We start from the raw sequence: 20,399 nt of genomic DNA on the forward strand, positions 1-20,399 counted from the left end.
ACGGGGCGGCCGGCTCCGCGAACGGCGTTCTAGAGGGGCGTCCGCGGCTGTGCCGCGGCGCGCTCGGCCAGGATGCGCTCGATGACGACGGCGACCCCGTCCTCGTTGTTGGCGGTCGTGCGGCCGGAGGCCGCCGCGATCACGTCCGGGTGGGCGTTGCCCATCGCGTACGAGGTGCCGGCCCAGCCGAGCATCTCCACGTCGTTCGGCATGTCGCCGAAGGCGACGACCTCGGCCGGGGAAATGCCCCGTTCGGCGCAGCACAGGGCCAGCGTGCTCGCCTTGGAGACACCCGGACCGCTGATCTCCAGCAGGGCGGTCGGGCTGGAGCGCGTGATCGAGGCGTAGTCGCCGGCCGCGGAGCGGGCCAGGGTGAGGAACTCGTCCGGCGCGAGCTCGGCGTGGTGCGCGAGCAGCTTGAGCACGGGCTCGGCGCTTCCTTCCGCGTCCTCGTAGAGGAGCTTCTCGGCCGTCGCGACGTGGGCTCCGGGGTCCTGGAAGAAGGGCGGGTAGTCGGGCTCGTAGGTGATGCCGGTGGTGAGTTCGACGGCGAAGGTGATGCCGGGGACGGCGGCCCGCAGGGCCTCGACGACGGAGATCGCCACGGTTCGCTCCAGCGGCCTGACCCGCACGAACTCCGGTTCACCGTGCAGGTCGACCACCGCGGCGCCGTTGGCGCAGATCGCGAGTCCGTGGCCGTGGACGTGGTCGCTGACCACACCCATCCACCGGGCCGGGCGTCCCGTCACGAAGAAGACCTCGATCCCGGCCTCCTCGGCGGCAGCGAGCGCGGCGACGGTGCGGGGCGACACCGACTGGTCATCGCGCAGCAGCGTGCCGTCGAGGTCGGTGGCGATCAGCCGGGGCATGGGGAAGGGCCCTTCCGGGCGCTGGGGAGCCGAGGTCACGGCTCCATCTTCGCCCATGACCCCCAGCGGACGGACCAAGATCGAGACGTCCTGCCGGAACGGCCGGTGTTTCACGTGAAACATGGCCCGGAGCCGCCTCGTGTTTCACGTGAAACATCGATCCGAGGCGCGCGTGTTTCACGTGAAACACGCTCGTGGGCGTCCGTGGGCCGCGGTAGAGCCCCTGCGCACCGCGTGCCGACGAGGTGCGGGCGCCGTTGCCCGACCCGTAGGCTCGAACGCATGAGTCTGCGTCTGAGTACGGTGATCCTTCCGGTACGTCGATGGCACGAGGGCGGCCGTGACCAGTGGCAGCGGGCCGAGCGCCTCGGATTCCACACCGCCTACACCTACGACCACCTCTCCTGGCGGACGTTCCGCGACGGCCCGTGGTTCGGCGCGGTGCCCACGCTGACCGCGGCGGCCGCCGTCACCGAGCGGCTGCGCCTGGGCACGCTCGTCACCTCGCCGAACTTCCGCCACCCGGTGACCCTGGCCAAGGACCTCATCAGCCTGGACGACGTTTCCGCCGGGCGGATCACCCTGGGCATCGGCGCGGGCGGCAACGGCTTCGACGCGACCGCGCTGGGCCAGGAGCCCTGGAGCCCGCGGGAGCGCGCCGACCGCTTCGCCGAATTCGTGACGCTGCTGGACCGGCTGCTGACGGAGGGGGCGGTGAGCGACCGGGGCACCTTCTACTCCGCCGACGAGGCCCGCAACATCCCCGGCTGCGTGCAGTCCCCGAGGCTGCCGTTCGCCGTCGCCGCGACGGGCCCGCGCGGCCTGAAGCTCGCCGCCCGCCACGGCCAGGCCTGGGTGACCACGGGTGATCCGAAGCTGTTCGAGGAGGGCACTGCGGCCCAGTCGCTGGAAGCCCTGCGCGGGCAGATGGCGAAGCTCGACAAGGCCCTCGCCGAGATCGGGCGGAACCCCGGGCCCATGGAGAAGATCCTGCTGACGGGCTTCACCCCCGAGCGCAACACCCTGCTGCAGTCCGTGGACGCGTTCGTCGACTTCGCCGGCCGCCACCGTGAGTTGGGCTTCACCGAACTGGTGGTCCACGCGCCGATCCCGGACTCCGACTTCGCCGCGGACGAGACCGTCTTCGAGAAGATCGCGACCGAGGCCCTGGCACAGCTGGACGGCTGACGGCTGACGCGGTCGTCGGCGCCGCCCCTCGGAGGCGGCGCCGACGACGGCTCAGGCCGTCAGCTGAGTGACCACGCGTTGGGCCGCGGGCAGCAGCCATTCGGGCACGGTCTCCTCGGGCAGCGCGCCGACCTCGTCGATCAGCGCCGAGATCCTCGCGGCTCCGGCCGCGGGACGGCCCCGCTCCTGCTCCGTCCAAGCTGCGTTGTTCAGGCACTGGAACCGGTCCCGCAGGTACTCCGGGCCCAGCTCGGCGTAGATGCCCGCCGCCCGGTCCCACAGCTCGATCTCCTCCACGCGCAGGGCCTCCACCTGCGCCGCACCCAGCCTGCCCGCAGCTGTTGGATCCCCGTCGTCCACGCTCCCGTCAGCGTCAGCGTCAGCGTCGGCGTCGGCGACGTCATCATCGTCGTCCTCATCGGCGTCCTCGCCGACCCGCCGGTCCAGTACCTGTGCCAGCTGGTGCCAGGTCTGGGCGAGCTCCGGGCGCAGTTCGGCGCTGTCCGCGTCCGGGGCGAGGGCCGCCGCCTCCAGTACCGAGACGGCCTCGCCCATCAGCGCGCGGGCCCTGGCCACCCCCGCGTCCCCGACCTCCTCGCGCAGGCCCAGCCAGGCCAGGGACCTCAGGACCCGGACCTCGGACACCGGGGCGTCCCCGGTCCGTCGGTACAGCTCCAGTGCCCGCCCGTACGCGGCCGTCGCCTCCACGGGCAGCCCCGCGCCCGACAACGCCTCGGCCGCCGAGTGCGCCAGGTTCGCCTGGGGACGCGGGTTCTCCCAGTCCGCCGCCGCCTCGGCCGCCAGCAGGTACTGCTCGGCCGCGGGCCGGGGCTCACCGAGCTCGCGCAGCAGGTCCCCCAGGAACTCCCTCCCGAACACGGCCTGTTCCGCACCGTGCTCCAGCAGGTCGGGCAGCGCCGACTGCAGCACCTCGGCCGCCTCGGCGGTCCGCCCGTCCCGCGCGTACGCCCGGGCCAGCATCAGCCGGGCCTGCGCCCCGCCGTCGGCGCTCAGGCCGGCCTGGTCGAACCAGTGGGCCCCGGCCAGGGCGTGAGCGGCCGCCTCCCGGACCGCTTCGCCGCGCCGCAGCAGGATGTCCGCGAGGGTCAGCCGTACGGCGCCCTGCGCCTCGGCGTCGACGACTTCGGCGGCGTGCTCCAGCCCGGCCCGGGCGGCCTCCTCGGCCTCCGCGGGCCGGCCCAGCGACATCAGGACCCCGGCCCGCAGGGTGAGCGGGTCGACCGCCTGCCACGGCCGGCCGGCCGCGACCGCCCGTACGGCGGCCGCCGCCAGCAGTGCCTCCGCCCGCTCGGGGTCGCCCTGCGAGAGCGCGAGGCGGCCCAGCATCTCCTCTGCCTCCGCGACCAGGTCGGCCGCGGTGTCCGCGTGGGCCGCGACGAAGGCGGTCAGCTCCGCCACCAGCTCGGCGTGGCCGTCGCCCGGAGCGTCCGCGTGCTCGTGGTCGTGCGGCGCCTCCACCGAGCGCAGGTATGACTCCACGCGGATCTCCGAGAGCTCCACGAGCGCGATCCGCCGGGCCCGCAGCGGCTCGTCGGCGTCCAGTGCCGTCGCGGCCCGGGCCGCAGCCCGGAACAGCTCCCGCACCTCCGCGGGCGCCGCCCCGGACTGGGCGGCCGTACCGGCCAGCCGCAGTTCGGCCAAGGCGGCGCGCTCGGCCCGGCCCAGCGCGCGGTACGCGTCCCGTACCGTCCCCAGCAGCTGCGGCGCCTCCTCGGCCCCGCGACGGGCGGCGGCCAGGGCGTGGTGGTCCGCCAGGTCGGCCGAGACCAGTGGATCGGGCTCCGGCCGGGCGTCCTGGCGTACGGCCACCTCGGCCCAGAGGGCGCCGGCGCCGGGGTGCCCCACGTCCCGGGCCCGCCGGGCCCGTTCCACCAGCTCGGTGAAGTCCGCGGGCGGGGCCGCGGGCCCGGACCGGGTGACGGGCGCGGAGGGCGGAGCGCCCGGCCCGGAGGGCGACGGCGGCAGCGTGGCACTGCGCACGCCCAGCGGCAGGACGTCCACCAGCGGCTCCCGCCCGACCCGGGCCAGGAACCGGTCGGAGATCCGGCTGGTGCCGTTGCGGGCGTCGAAGCGGCGGGCGATGTCGAGCGCACCCGCGTACAGCACTTCGTGCAGCTCGGAGACGGTGCGCGGGACGCCCTCGTAGGGGACGGCGGCGCTGCCTCCGTGCCCCAGCTGCTCCAGTCGGCGCAGCAGCACGAGGACGCCGCCGTGGAAGGCCAGTTGGTCGTCGACGTTGGCGAGCGGCGCGACGTGGCCGGCGTGTTCGGCGAGGATCTCCAGGCCGCGGGACTCGTTTCCGGTGAGCGCGCAGAACTCGATGTGCTTTCCGATGGTGGGCAGCAGGCTTTCGTTGCCCCGGGCCATGCGGTAGCCGCGCAGGTGGTGCGCGCGGGCCTCGTCGGCCCGGCCGAGCCGCAGCAGCGGCAGCAGGGAGGTGGCGAGCACCCGGTGGGGCTCCTCGGCGCAGGTCAGATCGCCTTCCAGCACCGGCTTCCAGAGGTCCAAGGCCTCGTCGTCGTTGCCGTGCAGGACGGCGTACTGGCCCTGGCCGTTCAGCTCGCAGGCCTGGCAGTCGCTCATGTCGTCGCGCTCGGCCGCCAGCCAGCGGCCGAAGGCGCGCTCCGCGCGGTCGTCGTCGCCGGTGGCGTGGGCGAGCCAGAGCTCGGCCTCGCGCACCGGACGCTCGCTGTGACCCGCGATCCGGTAGCGGCGCTCCATCTCGTCGAGCCAGCCGGTCGCCGACTCCAGCGGGATGCCCGGGGAGTCGGAGATCGCCGTGGCCACCCACTTGAACTGCCAGTACAGGGAGTGCGCCTCCCATGCGGAGAAGGCCCCCGGGTCCTTGTCGTACTCCTGGAGCAGGCGGGCGAAGGGGACGACCATCTTCGACGATTCGGAGCTGTACAGGTAGGCGTTGATCAGGTTGTCGAGTGCGCTGCGGAAGAGTGCCGGGTCGCCGCAGGCCTCGGCGGCGGCCGCCAGTACCTCGGCGTGGGCGTTGCGCGCGGCGCCGTTCGGGGCCTCGGCGTTCTCGGCCAGGCCCCGTTCGATCTCGTCGCGGGTCATCGCGGTCACTTCGGGTCCTCCGGGGTGTCGGTGGCGTGGGTCGCCCATTCCAGGAGCCCGAGGAAGGCCCGGTTGAGCAGCGAGGAGTCGGCGGGCCGCAGGGGGCGCTGGGACATCAGCAGGGCCTGGCCGTAGAGCGATTCCACGGCGGTGGCCGTCAGCTCCGCGTCGGGGAGCGCGGAGATGCGCCTGATCAGCGGGTTGTTGTGGTTGAGGACCAGCCGGGCACGGGGGGCCGAGCCCCGCAGCGACCCGAGGATGCCGGTCCACAGGGAGTCGGCGCCCTCCAGCGCGGCGGTCCGGTCGCGCTCTTGGCGCGCCTGGCGGTCGTCGAGGTAGAGCGCGGGCACGGACACGGGCTGGAAGGCGCGCAGCACCACGTCGCAGCCCTGGGCTTCCAGGCGGGTGCGCGCGGTGGAGAGGAAGGAGGCCAGTTCGAGCTCGGCGGCGGTCGGCACCGGGTCGAGGCGCTCGGTGACGGCCCCGGCGTCCAGTTCCGCGACCTTGAGCTCCGGGCGTACGGAGGGCAGCAGGGCCAGCAGGTCGGCGTCGTAGGTGTAGCCGGCGTTGACGACACCGAGTCCGTGGGCCGCGGCGATCGGCGCGATCTGCCGGAACTCCTCGACGGTGCGGGTGAAGTGGATCTCGCTGTGGGCCGCCGTGAACTCCACGAGGCTCATCGGGCCGTCGCTGGTCTCGAACGGAAGCCACGGCAGCATCAGGGCGAAGAGCTCCGCATCGTGCCGCGCCATCGACTTCACACCGAGGTGGTGGACGCGGAGGAACGCCGCCAGCCGCTCCGGGTCGCTCGCGGCGAGTTCGGCGAGCCAGCCGCGGACGCTGGTGCCGAGGGCGTCGCGCACGGCGGACAGGGTCTCGTCGTCGTAGAGGTTCTCGCGCGAGGCGGTGGGGCGCAGCGTGTCGGTGTCGACGACGGCGCGTACGAAGAACGCCCAGTCCGGAAGCAGGTTGTCGGCCCGGTCGGTCAGCAGCATGCCCTTGAGGTGGACGCGGTGCCCGGCCCGGTGCGCGGGGCTGGTCGGCTCGGGAAGGACGTACGCCACCCCGCGCACGCCGGCCACCGGCAGGTCGAGGTCGATGGTGTCGAGCGGGGTGAAGCCGAAGAGCTCCGCACAGTGCCCGGCGAGCGCGACGCGCCGTGCGACGGGGGTGGGGAAGGCCCGGTCCCAGACGGCGGGGCGGTCGGTGACGGGACGCGGCGCACCGCCCAGGCCGTCGTCGAAGGTGATCTCGTACGGCAGCAGGGAGCCGTAGTCGCGGGCCAGTTGCTCGACCTTGGCCGGGACGGTCCACTCGGCGGCGCCCGGTCGGGCCTCCAGTACGACGGTGGTGCCGGGCTCCGGGCGGGCTTCGTGGGGCAGTTCGCGGACGGTGTAGGAGCCGTCGTCCGCGGCGAGCCACTCGACGGGCGCGGCCTGGGGGTCGCGGGCGGAGCGGGTGACGACGCGGATCTGGCGGGCCACGACGAAGCAGGCGAGCAGGCCGATGCCGAACTGGCCGAGAAACTCCCGGCGGGCGGTCTCCAGGCCGTGCTCGCCGCCGCGCTTGGAGCTGCGGCCGATGGTGGCGAGGAGGGAATGGGCCTCGTCGGCGGTGAGGCCGATGCCGCTGTCCTCGATGGTCACGCGGCCGTCGGCCGCCGCGAGCCGGATGTGGACACGGGCCCCGGGGTCGAGGGCGTGGCGGGCGGTGACGGCGTCCACGGCGTTCTGCAGCAGCTCGCGGACGTAGACGCGCGGGCTGGAGTAGAGGTGGTGGGAGAGGAGGTCGACCAGGCCGCGCAGGTCTACCTGGAAGTTGTGGGCGGCGGACGGCGGTGCCGACGGGGGCGGGGACGTGGACGTCATAAGGCGTCACCTCGGTGCGTCAGGGATGGTTCGGCGATCGCGAGGTACCCCCCTCACGGATCCCGGAGTGGGAACAGAGTAGGGGGATGATCTGACAATGCCCTCCTGAATTCCGGTCCGTGGCAGCCGCTTTCGCCCCGCACGCGGGCCCGATCCGGACCCGCTCGGGCAGCCATCGGCGCACGAGGCCCGATGCGCTACGAGAAGCGCAGGAACCCCGGCGGTACGGCGTCCACCAGCCACACCCCGTTGGCACTCACCCGGAAGACGTGGCCCGCCGCGCGCATCGCCGCCGCGTCCACGGCCAGTACGACGGGCCGGCCGCGCCGTGCGCCGACGCGGGTCGCGGTCTCCCGGTCGGGCGACAGGTGCACGTGGTGACGGGCCATCGGGCGCAGGCCCTCGGCGCGGATCGGCTCCAGGGCGGCGGCGACGGTGCCGTGGTAGAGGTACGCGGGCGGCTCGGCCTCGGGGAGGTCCAGGTCCACGGCGACGGTGTGGCCCTGACTGGCGCGGATGCGGGTGCCCTCGACGGCGAACCGCTGCTTGTCGTTGGCGGCCACGACGTGGTCGAGCTCGGCCCGGGTGAGGGCGAAGCCGTGACCGGCGGCCGCGCGCAGCAGGTCCTCCACTTCCACCCATCCCCTGGGGTCGAGCGTCAGCCCGATCCGTTCCGGTTGGTGGCGCAGGTGCTTCGAGAGGTACTTGGACACCTTCACGGTGCGTCTGTCGTCCATGGCCCCAGGGTGCCCCGTCGGGCGGCCGGGGGGCCGGGCATTTCCGGGTGCGGGTGCCCGGTGCGCTGTGGACACCCCCTATCGGCGTTCCAGGACACGGAATACATTTTCCGCCAAGACGTCCGTTCCGGGGGAGGAACCATGACAGCCCGTACGTCCCTGCCGCGCCGGGCGGCCGCCGAACTGATCGGCACCGCCGGCCTGCTCGTGGTCGTCATCGGCTCCGGCATCCAGTCCGCCCAGCTCAGCGTCGACAGCGGTGTCGCCCTCCTGGCCAACTCGCTGGCCTCCGGCATCGGCCTCGGGCTGATCATCACCCTCTTCGGACCGCTGTCCGGCGCCCATCTCAACCCCGTGGTCACGCTGACGTCCTGGTGGGCCCGGCGCACCGGGGGCGAGGGGCTCGGCGGGCGGGACGCACTCGCCTACACCGCCGCACAGCTCGTCGGGGCGGTCGGCGGCGCCGTCCTCGCGGAGACCATGTTCGGCCGGACGCCCGGTGTCTTCGCCACCCAGGTGCGCGACGGCGGGCACCTGCTGATCGGCGAGGTGGTGGCCACGGCCGGCCTGGTCCTGGTCATCCAGGGCCTGGGCCGTACCGGTCGGCAGAGGTTCGTCCCGGTCGCCGTCGCCGCGTACATCGCCGCCGCGATCTGGTTCACCTCCTCAGGCTCCTTCGCCAACCCGGCCGGTACGGTCGGGCGCAGCTTCAGCGACTCCTTCACGGGCATCGCCCCGCAGTCGCTGCCGGGCTTCATCGGGGCCCAGCTGGTCGGCGGCGTCCTCGGCATGGGCCTGGTCGGCCTGCTCTACGGAGGCCCCCGCACCGGGCGCGTGACGGCGCCCGCGGAACCGGCCGGGGCCCTTCCCGAGACCGGCCCACCGCCGCACACGTCGGACGCGGAACCGGACGCGGAGCCGACCATGGAACCGACCGCGGAACCGGACGCGGAGCGGCGCCCGGAGGCGGGGACGGGAACGGCCGCCGCACCGGCGGTTTCCTAGAGGGACGGTCGAGGCCGAACGGCGACGAGCCCGGGTTTCCCACAGGAGAGGGAAGTTGTCCACAGCCGTTTGGGATGGTTTTGGCGGCAAAAGCATGATCCGCCCTGTGGACTACGCTGTGGACAGCCGTGTGGACAGCGGCCGTTTCACAGGCCCGAGCGGATGGTTCTCCCGGACCCGGACCCGGACCCGGACCCGGGTACTGGTCCGGGTCGCGGTCGCCCGCGATGCGGCCCCGCCCCTCCCGCCCCTCCCGACGCTACCGGTCCTCCCGGCTCGCCAAGGCGTTCATGGTGCGGGCCTGGAGCTCGCGCTCCGTCGCCGCGCGCACGAACTCCGCGACGTTCTCGGCCCCGACGAGCTCTTGGACCGCCCGCACCGTCTGCGCCGGAAGGGCCACCGGGGCCGACCCGGACGGCTGGGCGGCGCCGGCCGCTCCCAGGTGCTGCTGCAGGTGGCGGGTGGCGAAGAGGCGCATGGCCCGGGCCAGCTCGGCGTCGACCGTCTGCTGGGCCAGCGGCCGCAGCCGACGCACCATCGTGGCCGCCTCCGCCGCATCGGAGTCCGTGGGCGGCACCTGCCCCAGGTAGCGAGCGAAGACGTGTTCGGTGGTGAACTCCAGGAACCGCGAGGCTATGTGCTCCACCTGCCCGCGCAGCTCCCGAAGGTGTCCGGTGATCGCCGGCAGCGGCACCCCGGCCGCGTACAGTTCGGCCGCGACCGCCAGTTCCTGCGGGGAGGGGACCAGGAACTGGTCCGGGCGCCCGGGGATCGCCTCCAGCACCCCCAGGTCGCAGGCCTCGCCGACCGCGTCGTCGTCCGGCTGGCCGCCGAACCTCTCGTTCAGCTCCGCCCGAGTGATCCGGGCGGCCTCCTCGTCGGTCCACGGCCCGTGCACCTCGGCGACCAGGCCCAGCACACCGCCCAGCCCGCGCCCCGCGTCCCACGCCTCCAAAAGCTCCTTGATGGACGCCAGGGTGTAGCCGCGGTCCAGCAGGTCCGCGATCTGGCGCAGCCGCGCCAGATGCGTGTCACGGTAGACGTTGGACCGGCCCCGCCGCTCCGGCTTGGGCAGCAGACCGCGGTCCTGGTACGCCCGGATCGTGCGCACCGTGGCCCCGCTGTGGTGCGCCAGATCCTCGATCCGGTACTCGGCTACCGCCTGCTCGGACAATCCCGGCTCCCTACGACATCGCGGCTCGGCCGACCGCGCCCGCTGCGGCCCGGGCGGCAGGCGAAGCCGCGAGGTACTCGACCGCCCTGCGCAGCGAGCCCTCCTGCGAGGGATGGTACGACCGCCGGAAGTAGCGGGGTATGGCCGTGCCGAGCTCTCTCCACGGCGGCAGCAGTCCGCGCGCCACCGCCCGGTTGTGCGCGCGCAGCGAATAGCGGGCCCGACCGGCCAGTTCCGGGTCGTTGCGCATGAGGTACGCGGCGCCCCACATCCACAGCCACGCCAGTACGGGGGCGACCACCACCATGCCCTCGATGCGGCGTGCGTACCGGGGCAGACCGGAGCCCCCGCAGTGCTGGTACAGGTCGAAGGCGACCGAGCGGTGCTCGACCTCCTCCGCGCCGTGCCAGCGCAGCAGGTCCAGCATCACCCCGTCCGCCCCGGCCCGGTCGAGCCCTTCCGCCCGCAGCACCCAGTCGCCGAGCACCGCCGTGAACTGCTCGACGGCGGCCACCACGGAGAGCCGGAAGCGCAACCACTCCTGCGCCGTGACGGGTGCTCCGAAGGGCGGGGTCTCGCCGAGCAACCGGTCGAAGAGGAGGTCCACGTACGTCGTGAACCCGTCCGTCGGAAGCCGCTGTTCGGCCAGGTGGTCGAGCACGTACGCGTGCTGCACGCTGTGCGTGGCCTCCTGGCCCATGAACCCCTCGACGTCCTTGCGCAGCTCGGGATCGGTGACCAGCGGCAGGCCCTCCCTGAGGACCTTCACGAACCACCGCTCCCCGGCCGGCAGCAGCAGGTGCAGAACGTTGATCACGTGGGTGGCGGTCGGTTCGCCGGGTATCCAGTGCAGCGGGGTCGTCCCCCAGTCGAAGGCCACCCGCCGCGGAGCGATCGGATACGGGTCCGCAAGCGGGTGCGGCTCGGGGCGGTCACCGCCGGCCGCGTCCGTCCCCGACCCCGCTCCCGTCCGCCGGGTCACAGCGGGGGCTCCAGCTTCGCGAAGGCCCGCAGCGTGCGCGGGGCGAAGCGGGACATCCACAGCGCGGCCTTGGACTCCGGGGTCACCGGCACCACGGCCTCATTGCGCACCACGGCCCGCAGGATCGCGTCGGCGACCTTCTCCGGCGGGAAGTTGCGCAGCCCGTACAGTCGCGAGGACCGCTGCTGACGGCGCTTCTCCTCGGCCTCGTCGACCCCGGCGAAGCGGGAGGTGGCGGTGATGTTGGTGTTCACGATGCCGGGGCAGATCGCGGAGACGCCGATGGACTTCGACGCCAGTTCCGCGCGCAGGCACTCCGACAGCATCAGCACCGCCGCCTTCGAGGTGCTGTACGCGGGCAGCGTCTTGGAGGGCAGGTAGGCGGCGGCGGACGCGGTGTTGACGATGTGGCCGCCCTGGCCGCGCTCGGCCATCTGCCTGCCGAAGATCCGGCAGCCGTGGATGACGCCCCACAGGTTGACGTCGAGGAGCTTCTTCCAGTCCTCCGCACTGGTGTCGAGGAAGGCCCCGGACAGGCCGATCCCGGCGTTGTTGACCAGGACGTCCACGATTCCGTACTCGGCGGCCACCTTCACCGCGAGCTTCTCCATGGCCTGTTCGTCACCGACGTCCACACACTCGCCCCAGGCCTCGGGGGCGCCGACCAGCCGGGCCATCTCGGCCGTGCGCGCGGCGCCCTCGCCGTCCCGGTCCACGGCCACGATCCGGGCGCCGGCCTCGGCGAACGCGAAGGCGGTGGCCCGGCCGATGCCGCTGGCCGCACCGGTCACCAGCACCAGCTGGCCCCCGAAGCGATCCGCGTACCGCCCCGGGGCGCGCTGCTCGGGGGCCCGGCCGGCCGGCTCCTCCCGACCGGTCACGAACTCGGTGATCCAGGCGGCCAGCTGGTCCGGCCGCGTCCGGGGCACCCAGTGCTTGGCGGGCAGGGTCCGCCGCACCAGGTCCGGGGCCCACCGCTCCAGGTCGTCGTAGAGGCGCTCGGACAGGAAGGCGTCGCCGGTCGGGGTGATCAGCTGTACCGGGACGTGCGCGTAGGCGTCGGCGCGCGGCCTGCGCAACCTGGGCCGCACGTTGTCCCGGTACAGCCAGGCCCCGTGCGCCGCGTCGGAGGGCAGCGAGGCCGTCGGGTACGCGCCGGCCGGCACCTTCTCGACGCGCTGGAGGATCGCGGGCCACCGCTTGCCGAGCGGCCCGCGCCAGGCGAGCTCCGGCAGCACGGGCGTGTGCAGCATGTACACGTACCAGGACTTGGCTCCCTGGCCGAGGAGCTGGGCGGCCCGGCGCGGGGTGGGCCGCGCCATCCGCTCCTTGATCCAGTGCCCGAAGTGGTCCAGGGAGGGCCCCGACATCGAGGTGAAGGAGGCGATCCGTCCCTCGGTGCGGGCGACCGTCGCGAACTCCCAGCCCTGGACGGAGCCCCAGTCGTGGCCGACCAGGTGCACGGGCCGGTCCGGGCTGACCGCGTCCGCGACCGCCAGGAAGTCGTCCGTCAGCTTCTCCAGCGTGAACCCGCCCCGCAGCGGCTGCGGTGCGGTGGAGCGCCCGTGGCCGCGCACGTCGTACAGCACCACGTGGAAGCGGGCGGCCAGCCGCTCCGCCACCTCCGACCAGACCTCCTTGCTGTCCGGGTACCCGTGCACCAGCACCACGGTCGGCCGGTCCGTCTCGCCGAGCTCGACGACGCAGAGCTCGACCCCGCCGGTGCGCACCCGGCGCTCGCGCGCGCCCGCCAGTCCCATCCCGTTCATGCCGCCATCTCCTCAGCCCAGCGCCGCACGTGCGGCAGATCCTCGTCCAGCCAGAACGCGCTCTCCTCGGGGTCCCGGGAGTCGGTGACCACCAGGATCTCCTCGAACTTCGCACCGGTGCCCCGGAACCCCAGGTGCGGCTCCACCGCCCACAGGCCCGGCTGCGGCGGATGGTCGGAGAAGCGGTACGGGCTCCACAGCGGGGACCACCCCTCACGGTGCCCGTGCAGGGCGTCGCCCGCCAGCCCCTTCAGCGACTGCGTGCCGAATCCGAACGCCGTGGGCGACCAGCGCCGCTCCCGGACCCGGTCGATCTTGTGGGCGATCACGCCGAAGGGGTACGCGCGGTGCCGGTTGGCGTAGCCCTGCCGCGTCATCAGCCGTTCGACGTTCTCGTATATCTCCCGCAGGGAACGCCGCTCGCGCACCTGCTCCAGGATCAGCACCCGGTGGGCCCGCAGATCCGCCATGAGCCGGTCCTGCACCGGATTGAGCCCGAGGCTCCCGGAGTAGCCGATGTCGGCCGAGTAACCCCGGTAGACCGGCGCCATGTCGAGGATGAACGGCATCCCCGGCTCCAGCTTGCGGTTCGTCGGGAAGAACTGCAGCGGGAAGCGGAAGTTCGCGAAGGCCGTCCGGTCCCCGAACCAGGCGAACGGGAGGTGGAACCAGTCCCGCACGCCCCGCTCGCGCAGCCACTCGCGCTGCATCCGCGCGGCCTCCCGCTCACTCACCCCGGGCCGCAACTGCGCGGCGACCGCCTCGGCGCAGGCGTACGAGAGCCGCTGCACCTCTCTGAACCCGTCGAGATCGGCGGTGAGTTGCGCGGTGCGGTGCTTGGTGTCCCCAGCCATGCCCAGTCCGTCCCTGTAGCCGTACGCGCCCGTAACTTGACACTGATGAATGTGACAATGGCCGGAGATCACGTCAAGGCCCGTGCACGGACCTGTGGACAAACTTGTCCGGGTCACATCAGCCTTCGGTACCGCCCCGTACGCCTCAAGACGGAGACGGGGTCCCTCTCCAGGTCTGACGTTTCGAGCGAGCCACACCACTAACGTCGAACCCGTGACTGTCATCGCGACCGAAAGCCTGAGCAAGCGGTACCCCCGAGTGACCGCCCTCGACCGGCTCTCCCTGGACATCGGGCCTGGTGTGACCGGCCTCGTGGGTGCCAACGGAGCCGGCAAGTCCACGCTGATCAAAATTCTGCTGGGACTGTCCCCCGCCACCGAGGGCAGCGCCGCCGTGCTCGGCCTCGACGTCACCACGCATGGCAGCGCCATCCGTGAACGCGTCGGCTACATGCCCGAGCACGACTGCCTGCCACCCGACGTCTCGGCCACCGAGTTCGTCGTCCACATGGCGCGCATGTCCGGGCTGCCGCCGACCGCGGCCCGGGAGCGCACCGCGGACACCCTGCGCCACGTCGGGCTGTACGAGGAGCGCTATCGCCCCATCGGCGGCTACTCCACCGGCATGAAGCAGCGCGTCAAGCTGGCCCAGGCGCTGGTCCACGACCCGCAGCTGGTCCTCCTCGACGAGCCCACCAACGGCCTCGACCCGGTCGGCCGCGACGAGATGCTCGGACTGATCCGCCGCGTCTACACCGACTTCGGCATCTCCGTCCTGGTCACCTCCCACCTCCTCGGAGAGCTGGAGCGGACCTGCGACCACGTCGTGGTCGTCGACGGCGGCAAGCTGCTGCGCTCCAGCTCCACCAGCGACTTCACCCAGACCACCGCGACCCTCGCGGTCGAGGTCACCGACTCCGACGCCCACCCGGACGGCACCGCAGCCCTGCGCAAGGCGCTCGGCGAAGCGGGCCTGACCCTCCACGCGGGCGAGGAGGAGGGCCTGCCCGGCGCCGGCCACATCCTGCTCGTCGAAGCCACCGGCGAGCAGACCTACGACACGGTCCGCGACACCGTCGCCGATCTGGGCCTCGGCCTGGTCCGCATGGAGCAGCGCCGCCACCACATCGCCGAGGTCTTCCGCGACGACCGGCCCGCCCACGCGGCCCAGTCCGCGCAGACCGCCCAGCCCGCGCCCGCGGCCCAGCCCGCGCACACCGCCCAGCAGAAGGGAGCCGGTTCCGATGGCGCCTGACACCTCGACCCAGATCCACAACATCGGCTACCGGTCCTACGACGGGGCCCGGCTCGGCCGCGGCTACGCCCGCACCTCACTGTTCTCGCAGTCCCTGCGGGGCGCGTTCGGGCTCGGCCGCTCGGCCAAGTCCAAGGTGCTGCCGATGATCCTCTTCGCGGTGATGTGCATCCCCGCGCTGATCATCGTCGCCGTGGCCATCGCGGTCCCCGGCTCCACCGAGCTGCCGATCAAGTACACGACGTACGCCTTGACCACCCAGGTGGTCATCGGCCTCTTCCTCGCCTCCCAGGCGCCCCAGTCGGTCTCCCGGGACCTGCGCTTCAAGACCGTGCCGCTCTACTTCTCGCGGCCCGTCGAGCGGGTCGACTACGTCGTCGCCAAATACGCGGCGATGGCCTCGGCCCTGTTCATCCTGACCGCCGTACCGCTGCTGATCATGTGGATCGGCTCGCTGCTGGCGAAGTTCGACTTCGGTGACCAGACCAAGGGATTCGGACAGGGACTCGTGTCTGTCTTCATGCTGTCGCTGCTCTTCGCGGGAGTGGGCCTGGTCATGGCCGCGCTCACCCCGCGCCGCGGGTTCGGCGTGGCCGCCATCATCGCCGTGCTCCTGATCCCGTACGGCGCGGTGACCGCCGTCCAGGGCATCGCGTACAGCACGGGCAACGCCGGAGCGATCGACTGGATGGGCCTGTTCTCCCCGATCACCCTGATCGACGGCCTCCAGACGGCCTTCCTCGGCGCGACCTCGGCCTTCCCCGGGGGCGAGGGCCCCTCGGCCGGTACCGGCGCCGTCTACCTGCTCGTCATCCTCGGCCTCATCGCCGGCTCCTACGCCGCACTGATGGCCCGCTACCGGAAGGCCGGGCTGTGACCATCATCGACATCGACCACACCTCGCGCTGGTTCGGGAACGTCGTCGCCGTCAACGACGTGACCATGCGCATCGGGCCCGGCGTCACCGGGCTCCTCGGTCCCAACGGCGCGGGCAAGTCCACGCTCATCAACATGATGGGAGGCTTCCTGGCCCCCTCGACCGGCACCGTCACCCTCGACGGCACGCCGATCTGGCGCAACGAGCAGGTCTACCGGCAGATCGGCGTCGTGCCCGAACGCGAGGCCATGTACGACTTCCTCACCGGCCGCGAGTTCGTCGTCGCCAACGCGGAACTGCACGGGCTCGGCGACGCGGACGCCCAGCGGGCACTGGCCACCGTCGAGATGGAGTACGCCCAGGACCGCAAGATCTCCACGTACTCCAAGGGCATGCGCCAGCGCGTGAAGATGGCCTCCGCCCTGGTCCACGACCCGTCCGTGCTCCTCCTCGACGAACCGTTCAACGGGATGGACCCGCGCCAGCGGATGCAGCTCATGGACCTGCTGCGGCGCATGGGCGACGCCGGACGGACCGTGCTGTTCTCCTCGCACATCCTGGAGGAGGTCGAGCAGCTCGCCTCCCACATCGAGGTCGTGGTCGCCGGCCGGCACGCCGCCTCCGGCGACTTCCGCAAGATCCGCCGCCTGATGACCGACCGCCCCCACCGCTACCTCGTCCGCTCCTCCGACGACCGGGCCCTCGCCGCGGCCCTGATCGCCGACCCGTCCACGGCCGGCATCGAGGTCGACCTCAAGGAAGGCGCCCTGCGCATCCAGGCCGTCGACTTCGGGCGCTTCACCGAGCTGCTGCCGCGGGTCGCCCGCGCGCACGGCATCCGGCTGCTGACGGTCTCGCCCTCCGACGAGTCCCTCGAGTCGGTCTTCTCCTACCTCGTCGCGGCCTGAAGGAGCTGGCACCCATGTACAACCCCACCGTCGCCCGGCTCACCTACCGGGCCCTGCTCGGCCGCCGCCGGGCGCTGATCCTCTTCCTGCTGCCGGCCCTGCTGATCGTCATCGCCATCGCCGTGCGCGCCCTCACCGGTGTGGACGACAAGGTCGCCGCCGACCTGCTGGGCGGTTTCGCCCTGGCCACCATGGTCCCGCTGATCGGCGTCATCGCCGGTACGGGCGCCATCGGCCCCGAGATCGACGACGGCTCGATCGTCTACCTGCTGTCCAAGCCGGTGAAGCGCCCGACGATCATCATGACCAAGCTGATCGTCGCCGTCGCCGTCACCATGGCCTTCTCCGCGATCCCCACTCTGATCGCCGGCTTCATCCTCAACGGCAACGGCCAGCAGATCGCCGTCGCGTACACGGTCGCCGCCCTCGTCGCCTCGATCGCCTACAGCGCGCTGTTCCTGCTGCTGGGCACGGTCAGCCGGCACGCGGTCGTCTTCGGCCTCGTCTACGCGCTGATCTGGGAGTCGCTCTTCGGCAGTCTGGTCTCCGGGGCCAAGACCCTCAGCGTCCAGCAGTGGGCCCTGTCGCTGGCCGAGAAGATCGCCGGCGAGGGATACGTCGACGCGACCGTCGGCCTGCCCACCGCCGTGGTCCTGCTCTCCGTCGTCACCGTCGGCGCCACCGTCTACGCCGGGCAGAAGCTGCGCCGGCTCACCCTCGCCGGCGAGGAGTAGCACCGCGCCGCTCCCACCGAACCCGCGGTGCACCTGTGCCCCGCCCGGCCCACCGGCCGGGCGGGGCACAGCCGCGCGCGGCATCATCGGGGCATGATCGACCACCCCGAGCCCGAGCCTTCCAGGCCCCTGCGGTCCTGGATACGCTCCTCGCCCGGAACGCACCTCTGGTTGCTGATCATCGCGATCACCAGCGTCATCGTGGTGATCGCCCCCGACCGGGTGGAGAACGTGCTGCTCCACCGCAACAGCAGCAACATCCACCAGCTCGTCCAGCATCCCCTCCGGGCGCTCCTCAGCAGCGCCTTCTGGATCGAGGACCCGGCCTCGCTGGCCCTCTACGCGGCCCTCTTCGAGCTGTTCCACGCGCCCGTCGAACGCTGGCTCGGCACCCCGCGCTGGCTGCTGATCGTCGCGACCGCGCACGTCGTCGCCACTCTGGTCAGCCAGAAGGTCCTGCTGACGGCCATCCAGGACCATCGCGCACCGCGCAGCATGACGCACGTCGTGGACATCGGCGTCAGCTACGGTCTCGCCGCCGCCGCGGGCGTGCTCACCTACCGGCTGCCCGGTCCCTGGAGATGGTTCTACCTCGCCGGAGTGGTCGCTTTCTTCGGCCTCCCGCTGGCCACCGGCGGCACCTTCACCGACCTGGGCCACGCCATCGCGCTCTCCGTCGGGCTGCTCGCCTGGCCGCTCACCCGGCACGGTGTTTCACGTGAAACACACCCGACGTTTCACGTGAAACGCGGCTAGTCGGCTTTCGCCTCCCTGCGCCTGCGATACGCCGAAATTCGGTGGTACGCGGCTTCCGTCCGGGGCAGAGTGAGCCGTGCGGGGAGCAACAAAAGGTCCGGGGCAACCACTTCGAGCGCGCCGTCCGGCGCGGGCTGTCCCGGACCTCTCGTACGTCGTGCGGAGCCACCGCAGGTCAGGCGGCGCCCAGCAGGCGCTCCAGCACCACCGCGATGCCGTCCTCCTCGTTGGACGTCGTCACCTCGTCGGCCACCGCCTTCAGCTCCGGATGGGCATTGGCCATGGCCACGCCGTGCGCCGCCCAGCCGAACATCGGGATGTCGTTGGGCATGTCGCCGAAGGCGATCGTCTCGGCCGCCTTCACGCCCAGCCGGCGCGCGGCCAGCGACAGACCGGTGGCCTTGCTCAGGCCGAGCGGGAGGATCTCCACCACGCCGGGACCCGCCATCACGATGTCCACCAGACTGCCCACCGTCTCCCGGGCCACCTTGACCAGGGCGTCGTCGCCCAGGCCCGGGTGCTGGATGTACAGCTTGTTGAGCGGGGCGGCCCACACGGCGGTGGTGTCTTCCAGGTAGACGGCCGGAAGGCCCTCCTGCACCTGGTAGCCGGGCCCGATCAGCACGTCGCCGTCCACCCCGTCCCGGCTGGCCGCGAGCGCCAGCGGGCCGATCTCGGCCTCCAGCTTCGACAGCGCCAGCCCGGCCAGCTGCCGGTCCAGCGTCACCGAGGTCAGCAGCCGGTGCGTCCCCGCGTCGTAGACCTGGGCGCCCTGCCCGCACACGGCGATCCCCCGGTAGCCGAGGTCGTCGAGCACGTGCCGGGTCCAGGGCACGGCCCGGCCGGTGACGATGATGTGGGCCGCGCCCGCCGCGGTCGCGGCGAGCAGCGCCTCACGGGTGCGTTCGGAGACGGTGTCGTCGCCGCGCAGCAGCGTGCCGTCGAGGTCCGTCGCGACGAGCTTGTACGGGAACGGGGCCGGGCTCACTTGGCGATCGGCTCCAGGAACTCGCGGCCGCCGAGGTAGGGACGGAGCACCTGGGGCACCCGTACCGAGCCGTCGGCCTGCTGGTGGTTCTCCAGGATCGCGACGATCGTGCGCGGCACGGCACACAGGGTGCCGTTCAGCGTGGAGAGCGGCTGCGTCTTCTTGCCGTCGCGGTAGCGGATCGACAGGCGGCGGGCCTGGAATCCGTCGCAGTTCGAGGCGGAGGTCAGCTCGCGGTACTTGCCCTGGGTCGGGATCCACGCCTCGCAGTCGAACTTGCGGGAGGCGGAGGAGCCCAGGTCACCGGTGGCGACGTCGATCACCTGGAAGGGCAGCTCCAGACTGGTCAGCCACTGCTTCTCCCACTCCAGGAGGCGCTGGTGCTCGGCCTCGGCCTCCTCCGGCGCGACGTACGAGAACATCTCGACCTTGTCGAACTGGTGGACGCGGAAGATGCCGCGGGTGTCCTTGCCGTAGGTGCCGGCCTCACGGCGGAAGCAGGGCGAGAAGCCCGCGTACCGCAGCGGCAGCTTGTCGGCCTCGATGATCTCGTCCATGTGGTACGCGGCGAGCGGGACCTCGGAGGTGCCGACCAGGTAGTAGTCGTCCTTCTCCAGGTGGTAGACGTTCTCCGCGGCCTGGCCGAGGAAGCCGGTGCCCTCCATGGCCCGCGGGCGGACCAGCGCGGGGGTCAGCATCGGGATGAAGCCGGCCTCGGTGGCCTGCGCGATGGCCGCGTTGACCAGCGCCAGCTCCAGCAGGGCGCCCACACCGGTCAGGTAGTAGAAGCGCGAGCCCGACACCTTGGCGCCGCGCTCGACGTCGATGGCGCCCAGCGATTCGCCGAGCTCCAGGTGGTCCTTGGGCTCGAAGCCCTCGGCAGCGAAGTCGCGGATGGCGCCGTGCGTCTCCAGGACGGTGAAGTCCTCTTCCCCGCCGATGGGGACGTCCTCGTGGACGATGTTGCCGAGCTGGAGGAGCAGCTGCTTGGCCGCTTCGTCGGCCTCGTTCTGCTCGGCCTCGGCCGCCTTGACGTCCTGCTTGAGCTGCTCGGCCTTCTTCAGCAGCTCGGCCCGCTCCTCCGGAGAGGCCTTCGGGATGAGCTTGCCGAGCGACTTCTGCTCGTTGCGCAGTTCGTCGAAGCGCATGCCGGAGGACCTGCGGCGCTCGTCGGCGGAGAGCAGTGCGTCGACGAGCTCGACGTCCTCTCCACGGGCGCGCTGCGAGGCGCGGACACGGTCAGGGTCTTCACGGAGCAGCCGGAGGTCAATCACCCCTCCAGGCTACCGGGCCGGGGTTCCGGGGATCACACCGATATCACGCTGCGTGGCGCTATGCCCCAATT

At 72.3% G+C, this 20,399-nt stretch carries 17 protein-coding genes; 7 read left to right on the top strand and 10 right to left on the bottom strand.

All coding sequences use genetic code 11. The annotated features are described in order from the left end of the window. Positions 1 to 29 precede the first annotated feature (29 nt). The gene (locus CP968_RS17200; protein ID WP_150518866.1) at positions 30 to 926 is read right to left on the bottom strand and encodes a Cof-type HAD-IIB family hydrolase; all 897 of its coding nucleotides are present in this window, start codon (positions 924 to 926) and stop codon (positions 30 to 32) included. 225 nt (positions 927 to 1,151) lie between these two features. Between CP968_RS17200 and CP968_RS17205 the strand changes: the two genes are divergently transcribed. Further along, complete coding sequence (locus CP968_RS17205) at positions 1,152 to 2,057, top strand: LLM class flavin-dependent oxidoreductase (RefSeq protein WP_150518867.1); 906 nt, start codon at positions 1,152 to 1,154, stop codon at positions 2,055 to 2,057. Positions 2,058 to 2,108: 51 nt separating this feature from the next. On the opposite strand, the gene CP968_RS17210 is transcribed toward CP968_RS17205, so the two are convergent. The 3 genes from CP968_RS17210 to CP968_RS17220 all read right to left on the bottom strand — a co-directional run bounded on the left by CP968_RS17210 (position 2,109) and on the right by CP968_RS17220 (position 7,752). Then, positions 2,109 to 5,156 carry a tetratricopeptide repeat protein gene (locus CP968_RS17210; RefSeq protein ID WP_150518868.1) on the bottom strand — a complete coding sequence of 1,016 codons (3,048 nt, stop codon included), beginning with the start codon at positions 5,154 to 5,156 and terminating at the stop codon, positions 2,109 to 2,111. Then, a complete protein-coding gene (locus tag CP968_RS17215) occupies positions 5,153 to 7,015 on the bottom strand; it encodes an HSP90 family protein (RefSeq protein ID WP_150518869.1) in 1,863 nt (620 codons plus the stop codon). The genes CP968_RS17210 and CP968_RS17215 overlap by 4 nt, the downstream gene beginning before the upstream one ends. 197 nt (positions 7,016 to 7,212) lie before the next feature. Further along, the gene (locus tag CP968_RS17220; RefSeq protein WP_150518870.1) at positions 7,213 to 7,752 is read right to left on the bottom strand and encodes an RNA 2'-phosphotransferase; all 540 of its coding nucleotides are present in this window, start codon (positions 7,750 to 7,752) and stop codon (positions 7,213 to 7,215) included. A gap of 141 nt (positions 7,753 to 7,893) precedes the next feature. Between CP968_RS17220 and CP968_RS17225 the strand changes: the two genes are divergently transcribed. Continuing rightward, on the top strand, positions 7,894 to 8,757 hold the full coding sequence (locus tag CP968_RS17225; protein WP_150518871.1) for an aquaporin: 864 nt from the start codon (positions 7,894 to 7,896) through the stop codon (positions 8,755 to 8,757). Positions 8,758 to 9,016: 259 nt separating this feature from the next. Here CP968_RS17225 and CP968_RS17230 read toward each other — a convergent pair whose 3' ends face one another. The 4 genes from CP968_RS17230 to CP968_RS17245 all read right to left on the bottom strand — a co-directional run bounded on the left by CP968_RS17230 (position 9,017) and on the right by CP968_RS17245 (position 13,536). After that, a complete protein-coding gene (locus CP968_RS17230; protein ID WP_150518872.1) occupies positions 9,017 to 9,931 on the bottom strand; it encodes a MerR family transcriptional regulator in 915 nt (304 codons plus the stop codon). 10 nt (positions 9,932 to 9,941) lie between these two features. Then, a complete protein-coding gene (locus tag CP968_RS17235) occupies positions 9,942 to 10,811 on the bottom strand; it encodes a metal-dependent hydrolase (protein ID WP_306419888.1) in 870 nt (289 codons plus the stop codon). 98 nt (positions 10,812 to 10,909) lie between these two features. Next, positions 10,910 to 12,673 (bottom strand): SDR family oxidoreductase, encoded by a 1,764-nt coding sequence (locus CP968_RS17240; protein WP_189828911.1) that lies wholly within the window; start codon positions 12,671 to 12,673, stop codon positions 10,910 to 10,912. A gap of 5 nt (positions 12,674 to 12,678) precedes the next feature. Beyond that, positions 12,679 to 13,536 carry a M24 family metallopeptidase gene (locus tag CP968_RS17245; protein ID WP_150518875.1) on the bottom strand — a complete coding sequence of 286 codons (858 nt, stop codon included), beginning with the start codon at positions 13,534 to 13,536 and terminating at the stop codon, positions 12,679 to 12,681. A gap of 214 nt (positions 13,537 to 13,750) precedes the next feature. Between CP968_RS17245 and CP968_RS17250 the strand changes: the two genes are divergently transcribed. From CP968_RS17250 to CP968_RS17270, 5 genes are all read left to right on the top strand, one after another. Next, the gene (locus tag CP968_RS17250; RefSeq protein WP_150518876.1) at positions 13,751 to 14,791 is read left to right on the top strand and encodes an ABC transporter ATP-binding protein; all 1,041 of its coding nucleotides are present in this window, start codon (positions 13,751 to 13,753) and stop codon (positions 14,789 to 14,791) included. Continuing rightward, positions 14,781 to 15,668: an ABC transporter permease gene (locus CP968_RS17255; protein WP_150518877.1), complete on the top strand. Its 888-nt coding sequence runs from the start codon at positions 14,781 to 14,783 to the stop codon at positions 15,666 to 15,668. The genes CP968_RS17250 and CP968_RS17255 overlap by 11 nt, the downstream gene beginning before the upstream one ends. After that, positions 15,665 to 16,576 carry an ABC transporter ATP-binding protein gene (locus CP968_RS17260; protein ID WP_150518878.1) on the top strand — a complete coding sequence of 304 codons (912 nt, stop codon included), beginning with the start codon at positions 15,665 to 15,667 and terminating at the stop codon, positions 16,574 to 16,576. Before CP968_RS17255 ends, CP968_RS17260 begins: the two co-directional genes overlap by 4 nt. Before the next feature lie 14 nt (positions 16,577 to 16,590). Beyond that, positions 16,591 to 17,310 carry an ABC transporter permease gene (locus CP968_RS17265; RefSeq protein ID WP_150518879.1) on the top strand — a complete coding sequence of 240 codons (720 nt, stop codon included), beginning with the start codon at positions 16,591 to 16,593 and terminating at the stop codon, positions 17,308 to 17,310. A 93-nt stretch (positions 17,311 to 17,403) separates the two neighbouring features. After that, positions 17,404 to 18,066 (top strand): rhomboid-like protein, encoded by a 663-nt coding sequence (locus CP968_RS17270; protein ID WP_150518880.1) that lies wholly within the window; start codon positions 17,404 to 17,406, stop codon positions 18,064 to 18,066. Between the two features lie 175 nt (positions 18,067 to 18,241). Here CP968_RS17270 and CP968_RS17275 read toward each other — a convergent pair whose 3' ends face one another. Continuing rightward, on the bottom strand, positions 18,242 to 19,054 hold the full coding sequence (locus CP968_RS17275; protein ID WP_150518881.1) for an HAD family hydrolase: 813 nt from the start codon (positions 19,052 to 19,054) through the stop codon (positions 18,242 to 18,244). Next, the gene (gene serS, locus CP968_RS17280) at positions 19,051 to 20,328 is read right to left on the bottom strand and encodes a serine--tRNA ligase (RefSeq protein ID WP_150518882.1); all 1,278 of its coding nucleotides are present in this window, start codon (positions 20,326 to 20,328) and stop codon (positions 19,051 to 19,053) included. The genes CP968_RS17275 and serS overlap by 4 nt, the downstream gene beginning before the upstream one ends. Positions 20,329 to 20,399 lie beyond the last annotated feature (71 nt).

This window comes from Streptomyces subrutilus (assembly GCF_008704535.1).
In the GTDB taxonomy this organism is placed as follows: domain Bacteria; phylum Actinomycetota; class Actinomycetes; order Streptomycetales; family Streptomycetaceae; genus Streptomyces; species Streptomyces subrutilus.

Coding starts and splice junctions, on each gene's coding strand:
- CP968_RS17200 (WP_150518866.1), bottom strand. CDS start 926: ATGGGCGAAGATGGAGCCGTGACCTCGGCTCCCCAGCGCCCGGAAGGG.
- CP968_RS17215 (WP_150518869.1), bottom strand. CDS start 7,015: ATGACGTCCACGTCCCCGCCCCCGTCGGCACCGCCGTCCGCCGCCCAC.
- CP968_RS17245 (WP_150518875.1), bottom strand. CDS start 13,536: ATGGCTGGGGACACCAAGCACCGCACCGCGCAACTCACCGCCGATCTC.
- CP968_RS17265 (WP_150518879.1), top strand. CDS start 16,591: ATGTACAACCCCACCGTCGCCCGGCTCACCTACCGGGCCCTGCTCGGC.
- CP968_RS17205 (WP_150518867.1), top strand. CDS start 1,152: ATGAGTCTGCGTCTGAGTACGGTGATCCTTCCGGTACGTCGATGGCAC.
- CP968_RS17220 (WP_150518870.1), bottom strand. CDS start 7,752: ATGGACGACAGACGCACCGTGAAGGTGTCCAAGTACCTCTCGAAGCAC.
- CP968_RS17255 (WP_150518877.1), top strand. CDS start 14,781: ATGGCGCCTGACACCTCGACCCAGATCCACAACATCGGCTACCGGTCC.
- CP968_RS17225 (WP_150518871.1), top strand. CDS start 7,894: ATGACAGCCCGTACGTCCCTGCCGCGCCGGGCGGCCGCCGAACTGATC.
- CP968_RS17240 (WP_189828911.1), bottom strand. CDS start 12,673: ATGGGACTGGCGGGCGCGCGCGAGCGCCGGGTGCGCACCGGCGGGGTC.
- CP968_RS17270 (WP_150518880.1), top strand. CDS start 17,404: ATGATCGACCACCCCGAGCCCGAGCCTTCCAGGCCCCTGCGGTCCTGG.